This window comes from Rhodococcus sp. WAY2 (assembly GCF_009859915.1).
Classification (GTDB): Bacteria; Actinomycetota; Actinomycetes; order Mycobacteriales; family Mycobacteriaceae; genus Rhodococcus_F; species Rhodococcus_F oxybenzonivorans.
Window position 1 is genome coordinate 5598612 of the sequence record NZ_CP046572.1, and the last position, 18096, is coordinate 5616707.

Annotated in this window: 15 protein-coding genes and 1 pseudogene; 10 read left to right on the forward strand and 6 right to left on the reverse strand. The window is 67.0% G+C overall.

Translation table 11 applies throughout. The features are described 5' to 3' along the window. Positions 1-5: 5 nt before the first annotated feature. Positions 6-692 (reverse strand): hypothetical protein, encoded by a 687-nt coding sequence (locus GFS60_RS25165; RefSeq protein WP_159925472.1) that lies wholly within the window; start codon positions 690-692, stop codon positions 6-8. A 100-nt stretch (positions 693-792) separates the two neighbouring features. Between GFS60_RS25165 and GFS60_RS25170 the strand changes: the two genes are divergently transcribed. Both GFS60_RS25170 and GFS60_RS25175 read left to right on the forward strand, forming a co-directional pair. Continuing rightward, positions 793-1656: an AraC family transcriptional regulator gene (locus tag GFS60_RS25170; RefSeq protein ID WP_159925473.1), complete on the forward strand. Its 864-nt coding sequence runs from the start codon at positions 793-795 to the stop codon at positions 1654-1656. A gap of 4 nt (positions 1657-1660) precedes the next feature. After that, entirely contained in the window at positions 1661-2056 is a 396-nt protein-coding gene (locus GFS60_RS25175) for a VOC family protein (RefSeq protein ID WP_159925474.1), read from the forward strand. A gap of 14 nt (positions 2057-2070) precedes the next feature. Here GFS60_RS25175 and GFS60_RS25180 read toward each other — a convergent pair. Both GFS60_RS25180 and GFS60_RS25185 read right to left on the reverse strand, forming a co-directional pair. Continuing rightward, positions 2071-3106: pseudogene (locus GFS60_RS25180) on the reverse strand (glutathione S-transferase family protein). A 31-nt stretch (positions 3107-3137) separates the two neighbouring features. After that, a complete protein-coding gene (locus GFS60_RS25185; protein ID WP_236603285.1) occupies positions 3138-3842 on the reverse strand; it encodes a GNAT family N-acetyltransferase in 705 nt (234 codons plus the stop codon). Between the two features lie 80 nt (positions 3843-3922). On the opposite strand from GFS60_RS25185, the gene GFS60_RS25190 reads away from it, so the two are divergent. From GFS60_RS25190 to GFS60_RS25210, 5 genes are all read left to right on the forward strand, one after another. Further along, positions 3923-4525, forward strand: a complete 603-nt coding sequence (locus GFS60_RS25190; RefSeq protein WP_159925475.1) for a PadR family transcriptional regulator — start codon at positions 3923-3925, stop codon at positions 4523-4525. 2 nt (positions 4526-4527) lie between these two features. Then, positions 4528-6042 (forward strand): MFS transporter, encoded by a 1515-nt coding sequence (locus GFS60_RS25195; RefSeq protein WP_159925476.1) that lies wholly within the window; start codon positions 4528-4530, stop codon positions 6040-6042. 26 nt (positions 6043-6068) lie between these two features. Beyond that, complete coding sequence (locus GFS60_RS25200) at positions 6069-6875, forward strand: enoyl-CoA hydratase/isomerase family protein (RefSeq protein ID WP_159925477.1); 807 nt, start codon at positions 6069-6071, stop codon at positions 6873-6875. A 78-nt stretch (positions 6876-6953) separates the two neighbouring features. Further along, positions 6954-8144 carry a class I adenylate-forming enzyme family protein gene (locus GFS60_RS25205; protein ID WP_159925478.1) on the forward strand — a complete coding sequence of 397 codons (1191 nt, stop codon included), beginning with the start codon at positions 6954-6956 and terminating at the stop codon, positions 8142-8144. Positions 8145-8170: 26 nt separating this feature from the next. Continuing rightward, positions 8171-9136, forward strand: a complete 966-nt coding sequence (locus GFS60_RS25210) for an adenosine deaminase (RefSeq protein WP_109331763.1) — start codon at positions 8171-8173, stop codon at positions 9134-9136. Between the two features lie 3 nt (positions 9137-9139). Here the strand turns inward: GFS60_RS25210 and GFS60_RS25215 are convergent, their stop codons facing one another. Further along, the gene (locus GFS60_RS25215; RefSeq protein ID WP_159925479.1) at positions 9140-10504 is read right to left on the reverse strand and encodes an amidase family protein; all 1365 of its coding nucleotides are present in this window, start codon (positions 10502-10504) and stop codon (positions 9140-9142) included. A 10-nt stretch (positions 10505-10514) separates the two neighbouring features. Beyond that, positions 10515-11831, reverse strand: a complete 1317-nt coding sequence (locus GFS60_RS25220; protein ID WP_159925481.1) for a D-arabinono-1,4-lactone oxidase — start codon at positions 11829-11831, stop codon at positions 10515-10517. Positions 11832-11932: 101 nt separating this feature from the next. Here GFS60_RS25220 and GFS60_RS25225 point away from each other — a divergent pair, with 101 nt between their 5' ends. Further along, positions 11933-12577: a TetR/AcrR family transcriptional regulator gene (locus tag GFS60_RS25225; RefSeq protein WP_109331755.1), complete on the forward strand. Its 645-nt coding sequence runs from the start codon at positions 11933-11935 to the stop codon at positions 12575-12577. Between the two features lie 124 nt (positions 12578-12701). Continuing rightward, entirely contained in the window at positions 12702-13880 is a 1179-nt protein-coding gene (locus GFS60_RS25230; RefSeq protein WP_159927526.1) for an amino acid deaminase/aldolase, read from the forward strand. Here GFS60_RS25230 and GFS60_RS25235 read toward each other — a convergent pair. Continuing rightward, positions 13865-17347: a TM0106 family RecB-like putative nuclease gene (locus tag GFS60_RS25235; protein ID WP_159925483.1), complete on the reverse strand. Its 3483-nt coding sequence runs from the start codon at positions 17345-17347 to the stop codon at positions 13865-13867. The two genes, GFS60_RS25230 and GFS60_RS25235, sit on opposite strands and share 16 nt — an antisense overlap. A 78-nt stretch (positions 17348-17425) precedes the next feature. Here GFS60_RS25235 and GFS60_RS25240 point away from each other — a divergent pair, with 78 nt between their 5' ends. Then, positions 17426-18046 (forward strand): alpha/beta hydrolase, encoded by a 621-nt coding sequence (locus GFS60_RS25240; protein ID WP_159925485.1) that lies wholly within the window; start codon positions 17426-17428, stop codon positions 18044-18046. The last annotated feature ends 50 nt before the right edge of the window (positions 18047-18096 follow it).

Consider the following 18096-nt stretch of genomic DNA (forward strand, 5'->3'; position numbering starts at 1 on the left):
ACCGGTCAGGCCTCGATGACTCTCAGCTGATCCGGCCAGCGGGCAGGTGCGGGACCGAAAGCTTCGCGCGCATTCTTCACGACGCCCTTGCCGATGGCCCGGTTTCCGGCGCCGCCGATCGCTGCGCCGATCCCGGCAGGCACGAGTTTGCCGAGAATCAGCGCACTGCGCCGGGCCGCGTACTTGGTGACGAACTTGCGCAGCAGGCGGCTGTTCATGCCTCTCATCGTGGGGCCCGGGATGCGGCTGGTGATGGCCGTCCCCCAGTTCTTCGCGGTCACGCCCGTCGCCTTCTGGACGATCTCCATGCCCGATTCACCGAGTGCGACGGCCAGGACGAGCGCCCGGCGCTGTTGATGATCGGTGGCGGAGATGCCGTGCACCGATGCCACGGCGAGCGTCAGCAACGCCGCTGATTCGAGGAAGAACGCGGACTCGGCGCCGACGGCCGCAATCGATGCCACCGTCCCGACACCGGGAACCGCGGCCGCGGCGCCCACTGCGCTGCCGCTACCCGTCACTGCCAGCAGGAACATCTTTTCCATGCGCTCGACGATCTGGGCGGGCGATTCGTCGGGATGTGAACGCCGGACCCACTCGACGTACTTGGCCACAGCGGGTGCCTGCAGTCTGCTCCCGTTGTCCAGAACCGAGACCAGGGCCTTCTCGATCCGTCCACCATTGTCAGCCATCGGGGCTCCCGTCTCGCCGTGTACTTCGAGTGTGCCGGATACGACTGTAGGTGGGAAAAAGACGGTGGCCGACGGCGGTGGCGGTGCTTACGCTGTTGTCGTGACTGTCGCGGGCAGCGTTTCTCCGGTTCGGGGCGTGTCCGACGGTGCACGCCGTCGACCGGCCCCGCCGCTGCGCGCCCTGGTGTCGGGGTACGAAGGCTATCGCCTGACGGGATTCGAGCCCGGACTTCACCTCGGTCTGCCCTCGCCGTCGCTCACCGTCGTCGTCTCGCTCGATGCGCCGCTCGAGATCGCCGAGCAGGCCGCGCCGGAGCAGGCGCCCGGCTTCTACGACACGCTTGCCAGTGGCATCGCGACGGCCCCGGTGACGATTCGGCACGACGGCAATCAGCACGGGATCCAGCTGGCGTTGAGTCCCCTCGGTGCGCGGGCTCTGCTGGGCGTGCCCGCGTCGGCCCTCGGTGCCTGGGTGGTCGGACTCGACGACCTCCTCGGTGCCGATGCGACGGAACTGGTCGAACGGCTGTCCCTCGAATCGGTGTGGGAGGAGAGGTTCCGCATTCTCGACGAGGTACTCGGGCGGCGCATCGCCGACGCGGAGATCGACCCCCATCTCGTGCAGGCCTGGACGTTGCTCGCCGGTGAAGGGGCAGTGCGAGTGAACGCGGTCGCTCGCGACATAGGTTGGAGCAGAAGGCATCTGGTGAACCGATTCGTTGCGGAGTACGGCGTCACGCCCAAAGATGTGGCGCGGTTGTCGCGCTTTCACCGCTCGCACCGGATGCTGAAGCGGGCCCACTGCGCCACGCTCGCCGAGGTCTCCGCACGATGCGGCTATTACGACCAGGCTCACATGGCCCGCGACTGGCGTGACCTCGCGGGTGTCGCACCGTCGCGGTGGCGCGAGAACGAACCGTTCTCATTTGTCCAAGACTCCGACCACGACGACGGCGCAGAGTGACGACATGACTACTTCGACGCAAATTACGTGTGTATGGCCCACCCTCGTCTACCGCGACGCGCGCGCCGCGATCCGCTTCCTCGTCGACACCTTCGGATTCGTCGAGAAGGCGGTGTACGGCGAGGGCGACCGGGTGGAGCACGCCGAACTCGGCTGGCCGAAGGGCGGCGGCATCATGCTCGGCTCGCCCAGTGAGGACTCGGTCATCAGCGACCTGCCGCCAGGGACGGGCTCGGTGTACCTCGTCGTAGACGACCCCGACGCGCTCCACCAGCGCGCGGTCGCTGCCGGGGCCACGATCGTTCGCGGACTGCGGGACGAAGACTACGGATCGCGCGGATTCACCTGCCGTGACCCCGAGGGCGTGTTCTGGAGCTTCGGCACCTACACCGGCGCGTAGACGGCCCCACCCGCTCAGGCGCCGTGGCCCGCGGGCACTTCCTCCCCGGTCCGCGGCGGGGGCGGCGGTGTGCCGGTCCCGAACGGCCTGCCACCGAGCTCCTCACGTCCGTGCGGCTGCAACCAGCCCGACAGGTCCGGGCCTTTCGGGACGATTCCGGTGGGGTTGATGTCGGTGTGCACCATGTAGTAGTGCTGCTTGATCTGAACGAAGTCGATGGTGTCTCCGAATCCCGGGGTTTGGAACAGGTCACGCGCGTAGCCCCACAAGGCAGGCATCTCACTGAGCTTGTTGCGATTGCACTTGAAATGCCCGTGGTAAACGGAATCGAAGCGGGCCAATGTGGTGAACAACCGCACGTCCGCCTCGGTGATGGTGTCGCCGACGAGGTACCGGGCGGGTGGTCAGCCGCTCCTCGAGCCAGTCGAGGCGCGCGAACAGGCGGTCGTATGCGGAATCGTAGGCGCTTTGTGAGCCGGCGAAACCACAGCGGTACACGCCGTTGTTGACATCACGGAAGACGAACTCGGCCACCTCGTCGATTTCGTCGCGAAGCTCCTCCGGGTACAGCTCGGGCGCTCCCTCGCGGTGGTATTTCGTCCACTCGGTGGACAGATCGAGGGTGATGTGCGGATAGTCGTTGGTGACCACCTGCCCGGTGGGCACGTCGACGATCGCGGGAACGGTGATTCCGCGCTCGTAGTCCGGGAAACGCGCGAAGTAGGCGTCCTGCAGGCGCGGGATCTTCAGCACGGGGTCGACCTCACCCGGGTCCAGGTCGAAGGTCCAGCTCCGCTCGTCGTGGGTCGGGCCGCACAGGCCCATCGACAACACGTCCTCGAGTCCGAGCAGCCGCCGCACGATGATCGCCCTATTCGCCCACGGACACGCTCGCGCGGCCACGAGTCGATAGCGGCCCGGCTCGACCGGGTACCCGTCTCGTCCGTCAGCGGTGATCCGCGTGGCGATGTAGTGAGTGTCCCGAGTGAACTCGGAACCGGGTTCGACATAGCCGGCCGAACCCGATTCGTCCTGTTTCTGCTCAGTCATGATCGACCCGTCCTCGTCCGTCGATGGTGTCTCACAGCGTACTTCGGGAGACGGTGACCTCGATGTATGTTCCGAGTTCGCGGTAACCCGAGCGGGCAGCGAGCCGACAGGAGGCCGGGGCATCGCGCGGTGCACGGAACTGGGCGATCAGTCCGCTGTCGAGCGCATCGTCGGTGGCGATTCCGGCGGCCTGGGTGCCGAGCCCCCGGCACCGGAAGAGGGGAGCGGTCAGGACGGCGACATCGGCGACGAATCCCTGGAATTCGCTGTACCCGGCGGAACTGACCGGCTGCTGCGCGTCGTCCAGGATCGTGAACCACCGGTCTCGAGTGCTCAGGTGGGCTTCGGTCACGTCGTCCGGTGGGCAGGCGGTCTCCAGTTCCCGCACGTGCTCGCGGTCGTCCGACACCACAGGCGGTCGCCCGGTCGCCGGTTCCTGATAGTCGCTGGTGAACCAGAGTGTGAGCGGTCCGGAGCAGCGGCCCGAACGATCCTGGACGAGGCCGAGCAGAGTTGCGGGTTCGGTCAGGTCCCGGTCCGAAAGTCGTTCCGCGCGCCGGAGTATCCAGTCGGGACCCACCATGGCCGAGGTGCCCCGCAGGTCGAGGAAACGGAGGGTGTCCGCCTCGGGATCGGCACGGGTGGCCCGGCCGGGCCTGTCCGTGAGCGCGTCGTCGGGGAGTCCGAGTTCACGCGACCAGGCGAGTCGAACGATGTCGAGATGATGCGGATCCACGCAGCAACGGTAACCGCTGATCCCTTGTGGCCGGTCCGGTATATTCCGTGTGGAGTATTCGACGGCGGAAGGCGATGCAGATGGTGCTGACGCCGCTCGCCGTCACCATTCTCGGTTTACTCAACGAGCGAACGATGCACCCGTACGAGATGTACCAACTCGCCGACACCCGTCGCGGACGCCTGGTGAAGATCAGGCCGGGATCGCTCTACCACACGGTCAACAGGCTCGAGGCCGAACGCCTGGTGCGCACCACGGGCACCGATAGGGCGGGCAACCGGCCCGAGCGCACAATGTACGAGATCACGGACTCCGGGCGGGACGCCCTCGGCCGCCGGGTGAGCGACATGCTCGCCGCCCCCGCCCGGGAGTACCCGCAGTTCCCGCTCGCGCTCGCGGAGGCACACAACCTCGAGTCGGGTGCGGTAGTAAACCTGCTACGCGAGCGTCTGGGCCGCCTCGACCAGGAGATCGACGAACTCGTGGCCTCCGCCGACGGCAACGAGGCACCGCCGCGCATCTTCAGCCTGGGAAACGAATATCTGCTCACTGTCGCCCGCGCGGAACGCGACTGGCTCCGCGCGCTCGTGAGCGATATCGACTCCGGGACGCTGTCCTGGCTGGAATTCCTCGAAGGCCTGACATTCGCACGCCCGGACCATTCCGGTTCAGCAAAGGATTGACGATGGATACCGAGCGCACCGCACGACTTGCCGCCGCCCCGCCCGAACAGGGCAACCCCTGGCCCGCCCTGTGGGCGCTGGTCATCGGGTTCTTCATGATCCTCGTCGACAGCACCATCGTGGCGGTGGCCAACCCGGCGATCCTGACGGACCTGCGTACCGACATCACCAGCGTGGTGTGGGTCACCAGCGCCTACCTGCTGGCGTACGCGGTTCCCCTCCTCGTCACCGGCCGGCTCGGTGACCGATTCGGACCCAAGAACGTCTACCTGATCGGGCTCGTGCTGTTCACCGGTGCATCGCTGTGGTGCGGCCTGTCCGGAACCGTCACGATGCTGATCGTCGCCCGGGTGTTCCAGGGACTCGGTGCCGCGCTGATGACACCGCAGACGATGGCCGTCATCACCCGTACCTTCCCGCCCGACCGGCGCGGCACAGCGATGGGCCTGTGGGGTGCGGTGGCGGGCGTCGCGACTTTGGTCGGTCCTCTCGCCGGCGGTGTGCTGGTGGACAACCTGGGCTGGGAATGGATCTTCATCGTCAACGTGCCGGTCGGCGTGATCGCGTTCGTGCTCGCATGGCGGCTCGTTCCCGCGCTCGAAACCCACGCGCACAAGTTCGACATCCCGGGTGTCGTGCTCAGTGCGTCGGGCATGTTCCTGCTTGTGTTCGGCATCCAGGAGGGCAGTTCGTACGACTGGTCGAGAATCGTGTGGCTGTCGATCGGCGCCGGGGTGGTCCTCATCGGGATCTTCGTCTGGTATCAGTCGTGGAATCGCAACGAACCGTTGCTGCCGTTGAGCTTGTTCCGGGATCGCAACTTCGCCCTCGCCAACGTCGGGATCACCGCGATGGGGTTCGCGGTCACGGCCATGGTTCTGCCACTGATGTTCTACACGCAAGGCGTGCGCGGCCTGTCGCCTACGGAGTCGGCCTTGTTGCTGGTGCCGATGGCCGTCTTCACCGGTGTGTTCGCCCCGTTCGTCGGGAGGCTGGTGGACCGCACGCACCCGCGGTACATCGCCGGGACGGGCTTCCTGCTGTTCGCGATCGCGCTGGGCTGGCTGGCGATGGTCATGTCGCCCGGTGTCGCCATCTGGCAGCTGCTGCTCCCCATCGGTCTGATCGGCGTGGCCAATTCGTGTATCTGGTCCCCGCTCGCTGCCACCGCCACCCACAACCTGCCGCCGCATCAGGCGGGCGCAGGGGCCGGCGTGTACAACACCACCCGCCAGGTCGGGGCCGTGCTCGGTAGCGCCGCTATCGGCGCGCTCATTACTGCGCGGCTGTCCGCGCAGGGAATGGCAGGCGGGAGCCAGGACGCCGGTGTCGGCGAGCTGCCCGAGGTCATGAAAGACCCGTTCGCCACGGCCATGTCCCAATCGGTGTGGCTACCCGCCGCGATTCTGCTGGTCGGCTTCGTTGCCTCCGTCTGCTTCGCCCGCCCGCTGCGGGAGAAGGATTCCGCCGACACTGTCGACGTCGAGACGAGCAGCGAATCGTCGCTCCAGGACTGACGTTGCCGGTGTGGCAGTGTGGCGGCATGACCGATCCCGCTGTCGCATCGCACCCCACCCGACTCGAACGCGTCCGCACCGATGCGGGTGCCGAGTTCGCGACCCTCACGTTCGCCCACGGCCCGCTGAACCTCTTCGACCAGGCCATGTTCGACGCCGTCCAGGCCGATGTCGCGACTCTCACCGAAGACCCCCCGCGTGCCGTGCTGCTGCGTGCGGAGGGCAAAGTGGTGTCGGCGGGCGTCGACGTCCATCTCTTCGACGGGCTCAGCGCCGAGCAAGCTGCGGATTTGTGGCAGCAGCTGTTCGCGGACATCTGCCATCCGATCGAGGCACTGCCGTGCCCGGTGGTCTACGCCGCCCATGGACTGACCCTGACCGCGGCATTCGAGATCGCCCTCGCCTGCGACATCATTCTGGCCGCACCGAAGGCGAAGTTCGGTCTGGTCGAGACCGTGGTGGGTCTGACTCCGTCGATGGGGGGACCTCAGCGACTGGCCGAGCGTGCCGGTTCCGGCCGTGCCCGCGAACTGGTGATGACCGGAGATCTGTACGACGCCGCGACACTGCAGGGTTGGGGTGTGGTGAACGCGGTCTACGACGACGTCGACACCGAGGCCCGGGCACTGACCACGCGCCTCGCGGACGGACCGACCCGCGCCCACGATGCGACGAAACAGATCATCTCAGCGTGGCGATCCGGTGGAGTGGCGCACGCCGACTCGATCACACCGGAAGTGTCCGGCGCGCTCTTCGAGACCGAAGACCTGTCGGGTGCGGTCCGCAGTTTTCTTACCGACGGGCCGGGCAAGGCCTCGTACCGAGGCCGCTAGGGTCGCCCGACTGTGCACATGATTGTGACCGGCGTCATATAGTCGGGGCAGCGTTCCGGTCAGTCAGCGGAGGTCCACATGCCGTCGTCCCTCGTCGAGTACCCGTGCAGTTCCGCCTTCTTCCACGACGACCGGATGGCCCGCGGACGCGACGGCCTCCTCCGGTACGGCGGTCTCACGCCGTCACTCACCGAACTGCTCGACATCGCCGTGCACCGTTACGCAGGCAGGGTGGCGGTCGAGGAGGACGGTGGCCGGACGCTCACCTTCTCGCAGTTGTGGACGTCGGCTGCCCGGGTGGCCGGCGGCCTGAAGACGAGGGGAGTCGAGATCGGCGACCGGGTGGCCGTCCGGCAACCGGTGGGAGTGCGCTGGGTCGAAGCCTTCCTCGGCGTCCTCCTCGCAGGCGGGGTACCGGTCGGGGTGGGTCCGGAACTGGACCAGTCCGCCACCGACACGGTCCTCGCCGACAGCGAGTCGGTGATGGTCCTCGACGGGGAGCTTCCCGACGGAATCTCGTTCATCGACGACGGCGCCGGTCCCGAGGAACTGGTGCTGCTGTCGTACACCGGTGACGGCTCGCCCAAGGGTGTCGAACTGAGCAACGAGAACGTCCTGTCCACCCTCGAATCGGTGATCCACGCGCGGCGGTTCAGCTCGGAGGGACTGCGTAATCTGCTGGTCGACCCCGAACTGCACACCGTCGGATCGCTCGTCGAATTATTGTCGACACTCGTGGTCGGCGGCACCGCCCTGTTGACGACGAGCACGGATTCCGCGTCGTGGCGTGGAACGGGCGCCGACGTTCTGACCGCGGCGCCGGCCACCCTCCTGCGTGCGGTCGAGGAGTCGCCGGTGACCAACTTCGGTCGTCGGGCAGTGCGGTGGATCGACTACAGTGGCGCCGGCCTGTCCGTCGAGCAGGCCCAGTTCCTGCGCAGAACATTCCCGGCCGCCAAGCACTTCCTGGGGTGGGGGATGACCGAAACGTGCGGCGCCGGACTGGCCCTTCCCGACGAATGCGCATTGACCCACGCCGGAAGTGTGGGAATCGCGTTCGGTGGAATGGAGGTGGCGCTGTTCGGCCCGGAAGCGCAGCACGGATTCGGTGAATTGTGCTGTCGGGGACCGGGTGTGACACGTGGCTACTGGAACCGCCCGGAGGCCACCGCACGGAGCTTCACGGGTGGCTGGTTTCACACCGGCGACACCGCGAGTATCGACGGCGACGGGTTCGTCCGTATCGTCGAACGCGACGTCGCCGCCTAGGCGCCGAGAAAGCAGGCACCATTCCCGTGAACCTCCCCGTCGCCGAGTTGCACATGCACATCGAGGGGTCGCTCGAACCCGAATTGATCTTCGGGCTCGCCGAACGCAACGCGGTGCCACTGCCGTACGCAGACCTGGACGATCTGCGTTCGCGGTACGAATTCACCGACCTGCAGTCGTTCCTCGATCTCTACTTCGCCAACATGCAGGTTCTGCGGACCGCCCAGGATTTCGCCGATCTGACCCGCGCCTACTTCGCCCGGGCATCGGCGGCCGGTGTGGCGCACGTCGAGTTCTTCTTCAATCCGCAGGCGCACATCAATCGTGGTGTGCCGCTGACCGAAGTTCTCGACGGAATCATGGACGCTGTCGCAGGCAGCGAGCGGGAGTTCGGGCTCAGCAGTGCGGCTATCGCTGCAATTCTGCGTGACCGTCCGGTTAGCGAAGCAGAAGAGATGTTCTCGGAGATTCTCCGGTTGCAGTCTCCGATCATCGGGCTGGGACTCGATTCGGCGGAGAGGGGCAATCCGCCGTCACTGTTCGAGGACGTCTTCGCCCGCGCCCGCGCGGAAGGACTGCACGTGGTGGCGCACGCCGGAGAAGAGGGTCCGCCGGAGTACATCTGGCAGGCGCTCGACCTCCTCGGTGCCGAGCGCATCGACCACGGCGTGCGAGCCCTCGAGGACCCGGCGCTCGTCGAACGACTGGTGGACGAGGAGATTCCCCTCACCGTGTGCCCGCTGTCCAACGTGCGCTTGTGCGTTGTCGACTCGCTCGCCGAGCATCCCCTGCGGACCATGCTCGACGCCGGACTGGTGGTCACCGTGAACTCCGACGATCCCGCCTATTTCGGTGGATACGTCGACGACAATTTCGCCCAGCTGCGCGATCAGCTCGGACTCACGGACGCCGAACAAGACACGTTGGCGCGCAACTCCATCAAGGCCTCGTTCGCGACCGAGGCACGCAAGGCGGAACTTCTCCGGCGCTGAGGTTCAGTCGGTCAGCCCGGCGTCGCCGACACTGGTGACGGCCGCCAGCACGTCGCGATCGCGCCCGAAAGGGCCCACCACGCAGAGCCCGACCGGGATTCCGTCGTCCGTGCGTAGGGGCACCGTTGCACTGGGAAGGCCGGAGATGGTCGCCAGCGAGGTGAGCATTCCGGTGGTGCGCATGATGTTGCGGAAGCGTTCGCCGCTCGGGTCGTTCTGCCTCGGCGGCGCAGCCGAGGAGGTCGCAGGCAGCACCAGCAGGCTGTTTCCGATGAAACGGGTGATCGTGTCGGATGCCTCGGCCAGCACTCTCATCTGACGGGCGTACGTCGAGTCCCAGGTCCGCCCTGCGGCGGCGAAATTGCGGCGCGGTTCGTCACTGAGCGAGGTGATCGCCTGCCCGATCCACTCGCCGTGCAGCCGCCACGCCTCGTACCCCTGCACGTCGCTGACGGCGTCGTACCAGTCGGGTAGCCGGCCGATGTCCGTGTCGGTGCGCACGAGTCGCGGCAGGCTGCTCTTCTCCCAGGCGGTGAGTGCGCGCCGCACCGCAGCGAGGACCCCGGCGTCGGCGACGGCATTGATTCCGTCCGAACTCAGCGCTGTGGCGAAGGGGCGCTCCGCTGTGAGCGGAAGCAGCACGCCCGACACGGCTGCGAGAGTGTCGATGTCGCTGCACACCCACGCCGGAGTGTCGAAGGTCGGGCAGAGGGGAACGAGGCCTTCACTGGACACGGCACTGCGCGACGGAGAGAACCCGTACAGGCCCTGATACGACGCGGGGATGCGGACGGACCCGGTGGTGTCGATTCCGAGTCCGATGTCGGCCTCGCCCTGAGCGACCGCGCTCGCCGCACCCGACGTTGCTCCGCCCGGTAGGCGGTCCTCCGCCCGTGGATTCGGCGGTGTCCCGAACTGCTGATTGACACCCGAATGGCCGTAACCGAGGTCGTCGGTCTGAGCAATACCCACGACCTCGGCGCCGTGCTCGAGAAGACGTGCCACGGCTATGGCGGTGGTGGTTTCGACGGGCGCCCCGGCCAGCCACCGCCCACTGCCTGCCCCGATCTGCCTGCCGGCCACGGCATACAGATCGGTGACGGCAACCCGTAGTCCGGCAAGCGCTCCGTCACCGGTCGGTGCGACGAGCGGAGCGCCCTGCAGACGCCACGTCGCCTTGTCGGTGGGCACGAACTCGGAGGTACCGGCGTTCGGGTCGAACAGGCTGCCGTCGGGCAACGGGGGGACTTCCGGGTCGTGAAGTCGTTCACCGCAGGCGCCGAGCACGGTGACGCCGAGCGCTGCCGCTCCGGAGATTCCGGCAACGCGGAGAAATGCGCGACGATCGAAAGATCGACTGGGGGGCACCTAGACCACGTTAGCGACCGAGGACCTGCTGCAGGTACGCGTTGCCGAACATTCGCGCGGAATCGTACTTGTCGCGTGCGGAGACGAACCTGTCGAAGTCGGGGTAGGTGGTGCGCAGGTCGTCGGCCGTGCGGCCGTGCATCTTTCCCCAATGCGGACGGCCGTCCACATTGCGGGCAATGGCTTCGACCGCCGCGAAGTAGGGCTCGTGGTCGCGGCGGTAGTACTGATGGACCGCGATGTATGCGGTGTTCCGGCCGTTCGCCGTCGACAACCACACATCGTCCGCGGCGGCAAACCGCACCTCCACGGGGAACGCCACCGTGAAACCGGAGTTCTCGACCCACGAATCGATGGCGACGAGGACATCCGGGAGTGCCTCGACGGGTACCGCGTACTCCATCTCGCGGAACTTCACCCGCCGCTGCGAGGCGAAGACGCGATAACTCCGATCCGTGTACTCGCGTGTGCCCAGAACGCGGCAGGAGAGCTTATTGATCTTCGGGATCGCCGACGGCGCAAGGGTAGCCACCCGATTGAGGCCCTCGAAGACGACATTGGTGAGCACCTCGTCGTCGACGTAGGCGCGGAGCGGGCGAAGGGGCGAGATCGGGGTGTCGCCGGGCAGCCGGGTATTGCGCTTGGTGAGCACCCGCCGAGTGTGGGGAAACCAGTAGAACTCGAAATGGTCCACCCCGGTGCGGTCGTGGTCGAGTCGATCGAGCGTCGAGTCCAATGACCCGGGCGCCTCCACGGCGTGCATCACGAAGTGCGCGACGCACTGCAGCGTGACCTTGGAGATGATTCCCACAGCGCCGAGGCCCAGACGCGCAGCCTCGAACAAGTCGGGATTTTCGGCCGGCGAGCATTCGACGATCGAACCGTCGGCCAGCACCACCTGCAATGCGCGGATCTGAGTGGCGAGGCCACCGAAACGCGCTCCGGTGCCGTGGGTGCCGGTCGAAAGGGCGCCCGCCACCGATTGCACATCGATGTCGCCGAGATTGATCATGGCCAATCCGCGGTGCCAGAGTTGTTCGTTCAGCTCGTGCAACCGGGTGCCCGCGAATACGGTGACGAGAGCGCCTGCACGGTCGTCGAGCGTCACGGAATCGATTCCGCTCAGATTGTCTAGGCTGACGAGAATCCCGTCCGTGACTGCGACCCCGGTGAACGAATGCGCAGCTCCCACCGCCTTCACACGCAGCCCTCGCTCCGCGGCCTCGGATACGAGGGCGCTCAGCTCGTCGACGGAACGGGGCGTCGCATAACGGTACGGGCTTGCCGTTTCGGTGCCCGCCCAGTTGTGCCACGTGTCCTGTCCCATGGGCTCATCATGAACCTGGACGCTCGTCCAGGCAAATGACGGCTTCCGCGCAACCCCGTGTTGTTCCGTGCCGGTACCGGCTCAGGTCCTACGATCGGAGAATGCTGAACAGGCTCCCCGCGGACGAACGTCGCGCTCAACTCGTCGAATCGGCCCTCTCCATCGCGGAGCAACGTGGCGTCGCTTCGGTCACTGTTCGAGCCGTAGCCGAGGAGGCCGGCGTGTCGCTCGGGGTGGTGCATTACTGCTTCGAGAGCAAGGAAGAGTTGCTCGCCGCGATGGGGGAGAGCCTGATATTGCAACTCAGCGAATCGATGAGGCTGGCTTTCGGTCAGGTGCGGCACGCGCCGGACCTGCGGGGGGCCGCGGGATTGCGTGAACTTCTCCATATCGGGATCAGCGGGATGTGGCCGATTATCGAGGCCACCCCGGACCGGCAGCTACTCACCTACGAGATCACCGCCCAGGCGCTGCGGCATCGCGCCTCCGGTAGTGAACGGGCGGGCGACATCGCCGGGCGGCAATACCGCACCATGGACCATGAGGCCATCGAGTTCCTCGCGGAGTGTGCGCGGATTTCCGACGTCGGCTGGAGCACTCCCGTCGAGTCCATCGCGCGTTTCGGCCTGGCCATGCTGGACGGGTTGGTGCTGCGGTGGCTCGTCGACCGCGACAGCGAGGCCATGATCGCGGCGCTCGACGACCTGGTGCACATTATTGCGTCGAAGGCCGTCGAGCACTCCTGATCCTGAGTACTCGACCGACCGAGACGATCTGGACAATCGTCCAACACGGTGGTTCACTGACGGTTCGAGTCAGCCTCCCGCGGCAACGATTGGACGATCCGTGACCCCCACGCTCGACCGCCTCATCGCCTCGACGCTCGACCGGCTCATCGCCTCCACGGCGGAGGTCGATCCACCGTTGGCCGCGGTCGACCTACCGACCCTGCGCGCCAACGCGCGGGATCTCGTGCGACGAGCCGGGGGGACACCGGTCCGCGTCGCCAGCAAGTCGGTACGCTGCCGGGCGGTCCTCGAGGTCGCGCTCGGCCGAAGTCTTACGGCCGACAACGGATTTCGCGGCATCATGACGTACTCGCTGCGCGAAGCCATGTGGCTCGCCCGCTCCGGCGCCCAGGACATCCTCATGGGATATCCCACCGCGAACCGCGGCGCCCTCGCCGAACTGGCGTCCGACCCCGTCCTTCTCGACCGGATCACGCTGATGGTCGACAGCGACGAGCACCTCGACGTCATCACCGCCGCTGCAGGCACCGAATCCGTCCCCGCCAGGCTGTGCATCGACGTGGACGCGTCGCTGCGCCTCGGGCCCGTGCATATGGGAGTACGCCGTTCACCGCTGCGCCTACCGTCGCAGGTCGCCGATCTCGCCACCCGTGCAGACAAGCGCGGATTCACCGTCGTCGGGGTGATGTTCTACGAGGCCCAGATCGCCGGGTTGCCCGACTCCAGCCTGCCGGTGAGATGGATGAAACGCGCGTCGGCGAAGGAACTCGCCACCCGTCGGAGCGCCGTCGTGGATGCGGTGCAGACGGCTGTGGGGACCCTCTCGATCGTGAACAGCGGAGGCACCGGCTCCCTGGAGGTGAGCTCGGCAGACCCGGTGGTCACCGAGGTGACCGCCGGATCGGGTCTGTACGTTCCCACCTTGTTCGACCGGTACCGGTCCTTCCGCCCGCATCCCGCCCTGTACTTCGCTCTGCCTGCGGTCCGCCGACCTGCGCCCGCGATCGCCACCTTGCTCGGCGGCGGCTACATCGCTTCCGGGCCTGCAGGCTCCGCACGCGTGCCCCGGCCCGTGTGGCCGTCAGGCCTGACTCTGCTGCGCAACGAAGGTGCCGGGGAGGTACAGACACCCGTGACCGGGAGGGCGGCAAGGTCACTCGCGGTCGGCGACCGCGTGTGGTTTCGACACGCGAAGGCGGGTGAGCTGTGCGAACGATTTACCGAGCTGCATCTCGTCGAGTCGGACGGCTCCCGCACCGTGGTACCGACCTATCGCGGCGAAGGTCAATGCTTCGGTTGATCCGTGCACAGGCGCATGAAGGCGCCGAGTTCGGTCAACCCTTCCGGTGTGCTCGGCATGTACCGCGTCAGGGATTCCGATCGGACGATGACGGCAGCCCACTTGCCGCGGGAGACGGCCACATTCATCCGGTTACGGGACAGCAGGAACGACATACCGCGGGGCACATCCTCGATCGCGGACGCCGTCATCGACACGATGGCGACGGCCGCCTCGCGTCCCTGGAACTTGTCGACCGTTCCCACCTCTACCTTGTCGAGTCCGACCGCTGCGAGATCTCGCTCGATGAGCGCTACCTGGGCGTTGTACGGCGCCACCACCAAAATGTCGGATTCGTCCAGTGGGCGCGTGCCGTCGAACTCGCTGGGATCGGTCCACCCGGCCCCGAGCAGCTTGGTGATCCGATTGACCACTTCCCGCGATTCCTCGGGCGATTGGGTGGCATTGCCCTGATGATCGACGATGACCGTGTGCACTCCCGGTTCCATACCGTCGAGTCTTCGCGCCGTGCTTGCCGTTTCCTGAGACCGAAGCTTCCCGTCATACGACAGCACCGACACCGGTGCGCACAGCTGCGGGTGCATCCGCCAGGTGCGTTCGAGGAAGTAGCCCCGGCTCGGGGGCAGCGCACCGTGCCCCTCGGCGAGCCAGCCCAGCGCGGACGTGTCCACGGGTTCGGGATGAGTGCCCTGACTGACCTGCGGAAGCTGCTGCGGGTCACCGAGAAGCAGGAGGTTGCGGGCAGCACCGCCGACCGCGATGGTGTTGGCCAGCGCGAACTGTCCGGCCTCGTCGATCACCAGAAGATCGAGACTTCCGGGTGGCACCCGATCGGTATTCGCGAAATCCCAGGCCGTACCGCCGATCACGCATCCGGTGGTCTCCGCCTCGGCGATGAATCCGGGATAGTCATTCGAGCCGATGTCCGTCCACGTTGCAGCGCGGTGCCGTCCGTCCTTTTTCGCCACCAACTCCGCGGGCACGCCAGCTTTGACGATACCGCCGAGCATGTTCTCGATGACCGAATGTGACTGCGCCACAACTCCCACCCGCCAGTGGTGTTGCTCGACGAGAGTCTTGATCACACGGGCGCCGGTGTAGGTCTTGCCGGTGCCCGGCGGCCCCTGGACGGCGACGTAGGAATTGTCGAGGTCGAGGAGGGCGGCGGTGATGGCCGCCGCGTAGTCGGTGCCCTGAACCGGTGGAAGCGCTCGTCCGCTCCGGGTCCGAGGGTCGAAGCGCCGCAGGATGTCTGCCGACGCGCACAGGGGAAGGTGGGGCAGGGCCTCGCACATCGTGTCGGCCGCGGACGCGATAGCCGATTCGATGCGGTCCGTCGTGATCGGCGGACCTGGGGTGACGGCCACCGGCAGTTCGGCATACTCCTCGCCGCCGAGAAGCTCCTCGACCGTCACGACGTCGCGGCGACGCTCGTCCTTGGCGACCTCGAGCACGTTGACGGTGGACGTCCCCCTCTGCTGAGGGTTGTCACCCGCGACCGCCTCGGGTGCGGGAGTGTCGTACAGCGCGTACATCGTGGTCTTGGGGCCGACGGTGCTGCCCGTTCCGAAGCGTCCGGTGAGTCTCAGGCGCCGACGAAGCTTGCGTTGCCGCGGTGTGCTCTTGTGCCAGGTCTCCTCGACGGCGGCCGTGGCGACCACCAGAACGTCCCGGATGTCCGACAACTCGTCGGCAGGGACGACGAGACGGTCGAAGTGCGCCCACCAGAAGGGCTTCCGCTCCCGGCGGTGATATCCGACCGCGGCCGCCATGAGGGCGGCCGCCTGCTGATCGTGCCCGCGGGTGTCGCCGGGTCCGGAGCCGGCGAACTGTCGTAGAGCCGATTCCGTGGGCGTCGACTCGTCTGCGGCGGGAGAGGATGCCGCGCCCGGCGGCCGGAGAGCGACACCATGCTTCTCGGCCTGTGTCAGCAACCAGTTCCGCAATCTCAGGGTGGAATCGCAGTCGTACTCGTTGTAGTCGGCGATGCCTTGCAGCAGGTCGCGGGCCTCGTCGAGGCGGCCGTTGTCACGGTGATCGCAATAATCGGCGTAGGCGACCACGGACGCCGCGGCATTGGTGACGTCTCCGTCGCGCGGCTGCTCGGGCATGTACAGCGGTTCGAGTTTCTTGATGCTGTAGGAACGTTCGCCGATGCGCAGGGCTGAGCGGACCACGGGATACAGGTCGACGAGAACGTTGTCGCGCAACAGATTGTCGACGCACTCCTCACCGACTCCGTGGCGCCCCGCCAGCCGTAGCAGCGCCGACTTCTCGTACGCGGCGTAGTGGTAGATGTGCATGTCGGGGTAGCGGGCGCGGCGTTCCATGACGTAGTCGAGGAAGTCGACGAGGGCCTGACGCTCCTCGGCGCGGCTGTGTGTCCAGAAGGGCCGGAACACCGGGGCGGCGGACTTCTCGCCCGGCGGCGGCCCCTCGACGACACCGAAAAGGTACTCGAGACCCCAGTCGGACGAGCCGTCCTCGGCCCACAGCGGGTCTCCCTCGAAGTCGAAGAAGATGTCCCCGTCGTCCGGTGCGGGCAACCCGCCGAGTGCGCCGGGCGAGTACACCTCGAATTCGGGTGTTCCCGACGCCTCCTGCCGTAGCTGCAGCGCGGCCTGGGCGCGGAGCGAGTCGAGGCTGCGCTCGGCGAGACCGTCGACGTTACCCGTGTGCGCTGCAAGCGCATCGATGGTGTCGATACCGCCCGCGATCAGCCGACTCCGCTGCGTCGAACGCATCCCGGCCACGAGCAGGAGGTCGCGGTGCCCCTCTACCTCCGGCCCGCAGGTGTCGCACCGGCCGCACGCCGTGTACCGGGGATCGCCCCACTCGGTGAGCGACTGCTCGTCGCGGTGTTCGTCGAGTACCCGTTCGAGGGCGGACCGGCGGGCGGAATACACCGGCGCGATGTCACCGAGGGAGTGCGACGAGTCGCTGTCGTCGCCCAGCAGCAGGTGCACCTCCGGGGAGGTGGGAATACCGTTGCGCTGCAGAGCTTCCGCGTACGCGGCGAGTTGCAGGAGGGCTGACACCTTGGCGTGTCGGGAAAGCTTGGTGTCGTAGACGGCGTACGTGTCGCCGTCCCGGATGAGAAAGTCGCAGAAACCCAGGAAGCGGCCGTCGAAGAACGTTCCCTGGTACACGACGTCGGCACCGGCCCGGATCGCCTCGACGGTAGCGGAATTGGCCTCGAACAAGCCGAGCGCGGTGTAGTCGGGCCGATCGATCGTGACCACTCCGTCGCCGAAGGCAGTGCGGAACTGCTCGAGCCTGCGGTGTTCGTGTGCGTCACCGAGGCTGGAGGTGCGCCGCAGCATGGGATCGTCGGAAGGGGAGCAGGCCGCGCCGGCCGCCGCGAACCCGAGGGTGGCGTCCAGTCGACGCAGCAAGGCGAACTCGCACGTGGCAGCCGCGGCGAGATCACTCGCGCTGTAGACGATCGTGTCGTCGAGGAGGAACACAGCTATGTCCCCAGTTCTGCCGGTGAGTTCACGCGCCCGATTGTGCCATCGGGGTGTGACAGCCCCAGAATGGCAGCCATGCCTTTCTTCGACGGCCACTCCGGGCGAGTGCACTACCGGCATTGGCCGGCCGACAATCCGGTCGCCCAGCTCGTGTTCCTGCACGGGATGGGTCAGCACACGGGTCACTACCATCGCTTCGCGCGCGCCCTGACGTCGGCAGGTATCGGCGTGTGGGGCATCGACCAGGCGGGACACGGCCTGTCCGAAGGCGACCAGCCGGGATCCGTCGCGGAACTGGCCGAGGACGGCGCGCTCCTCACCGCCCTCGCCGAAGAAGGCGCACCGCACGTCCCGACGGCGTTGATGGGACATTCGCTGGGTGCCGCCGTCTCGATGGAACTCCTCGCGCGTGGGAACGCGGGCTTCCGGTGTGCGATTCTGTGCGGGACACCGAAGTCCGCCGCCGCGGCGCAGACGGCGGATATGTTGGGCGTTCTCGAGATGCCGCTGCTCGTGGTGCACGGCGTGGACGACCGCATCGCACCCATCGACCCGATCCGGACATGGGCGACGGGAATCGCCGGCCTCGAGTTCCGGGAGTTCGACGACGCCGGCCACGACCTACTGCACGAGAAGGTTCACCCCGCTGTCACCGCGGTGGTACGCGACTTCATCTTGGGCGCTACGCGCACGTGAGTGGCCGAGGAGTCGATGCACTCCTCGGCCACTCACGGGCGGCGGAGCCG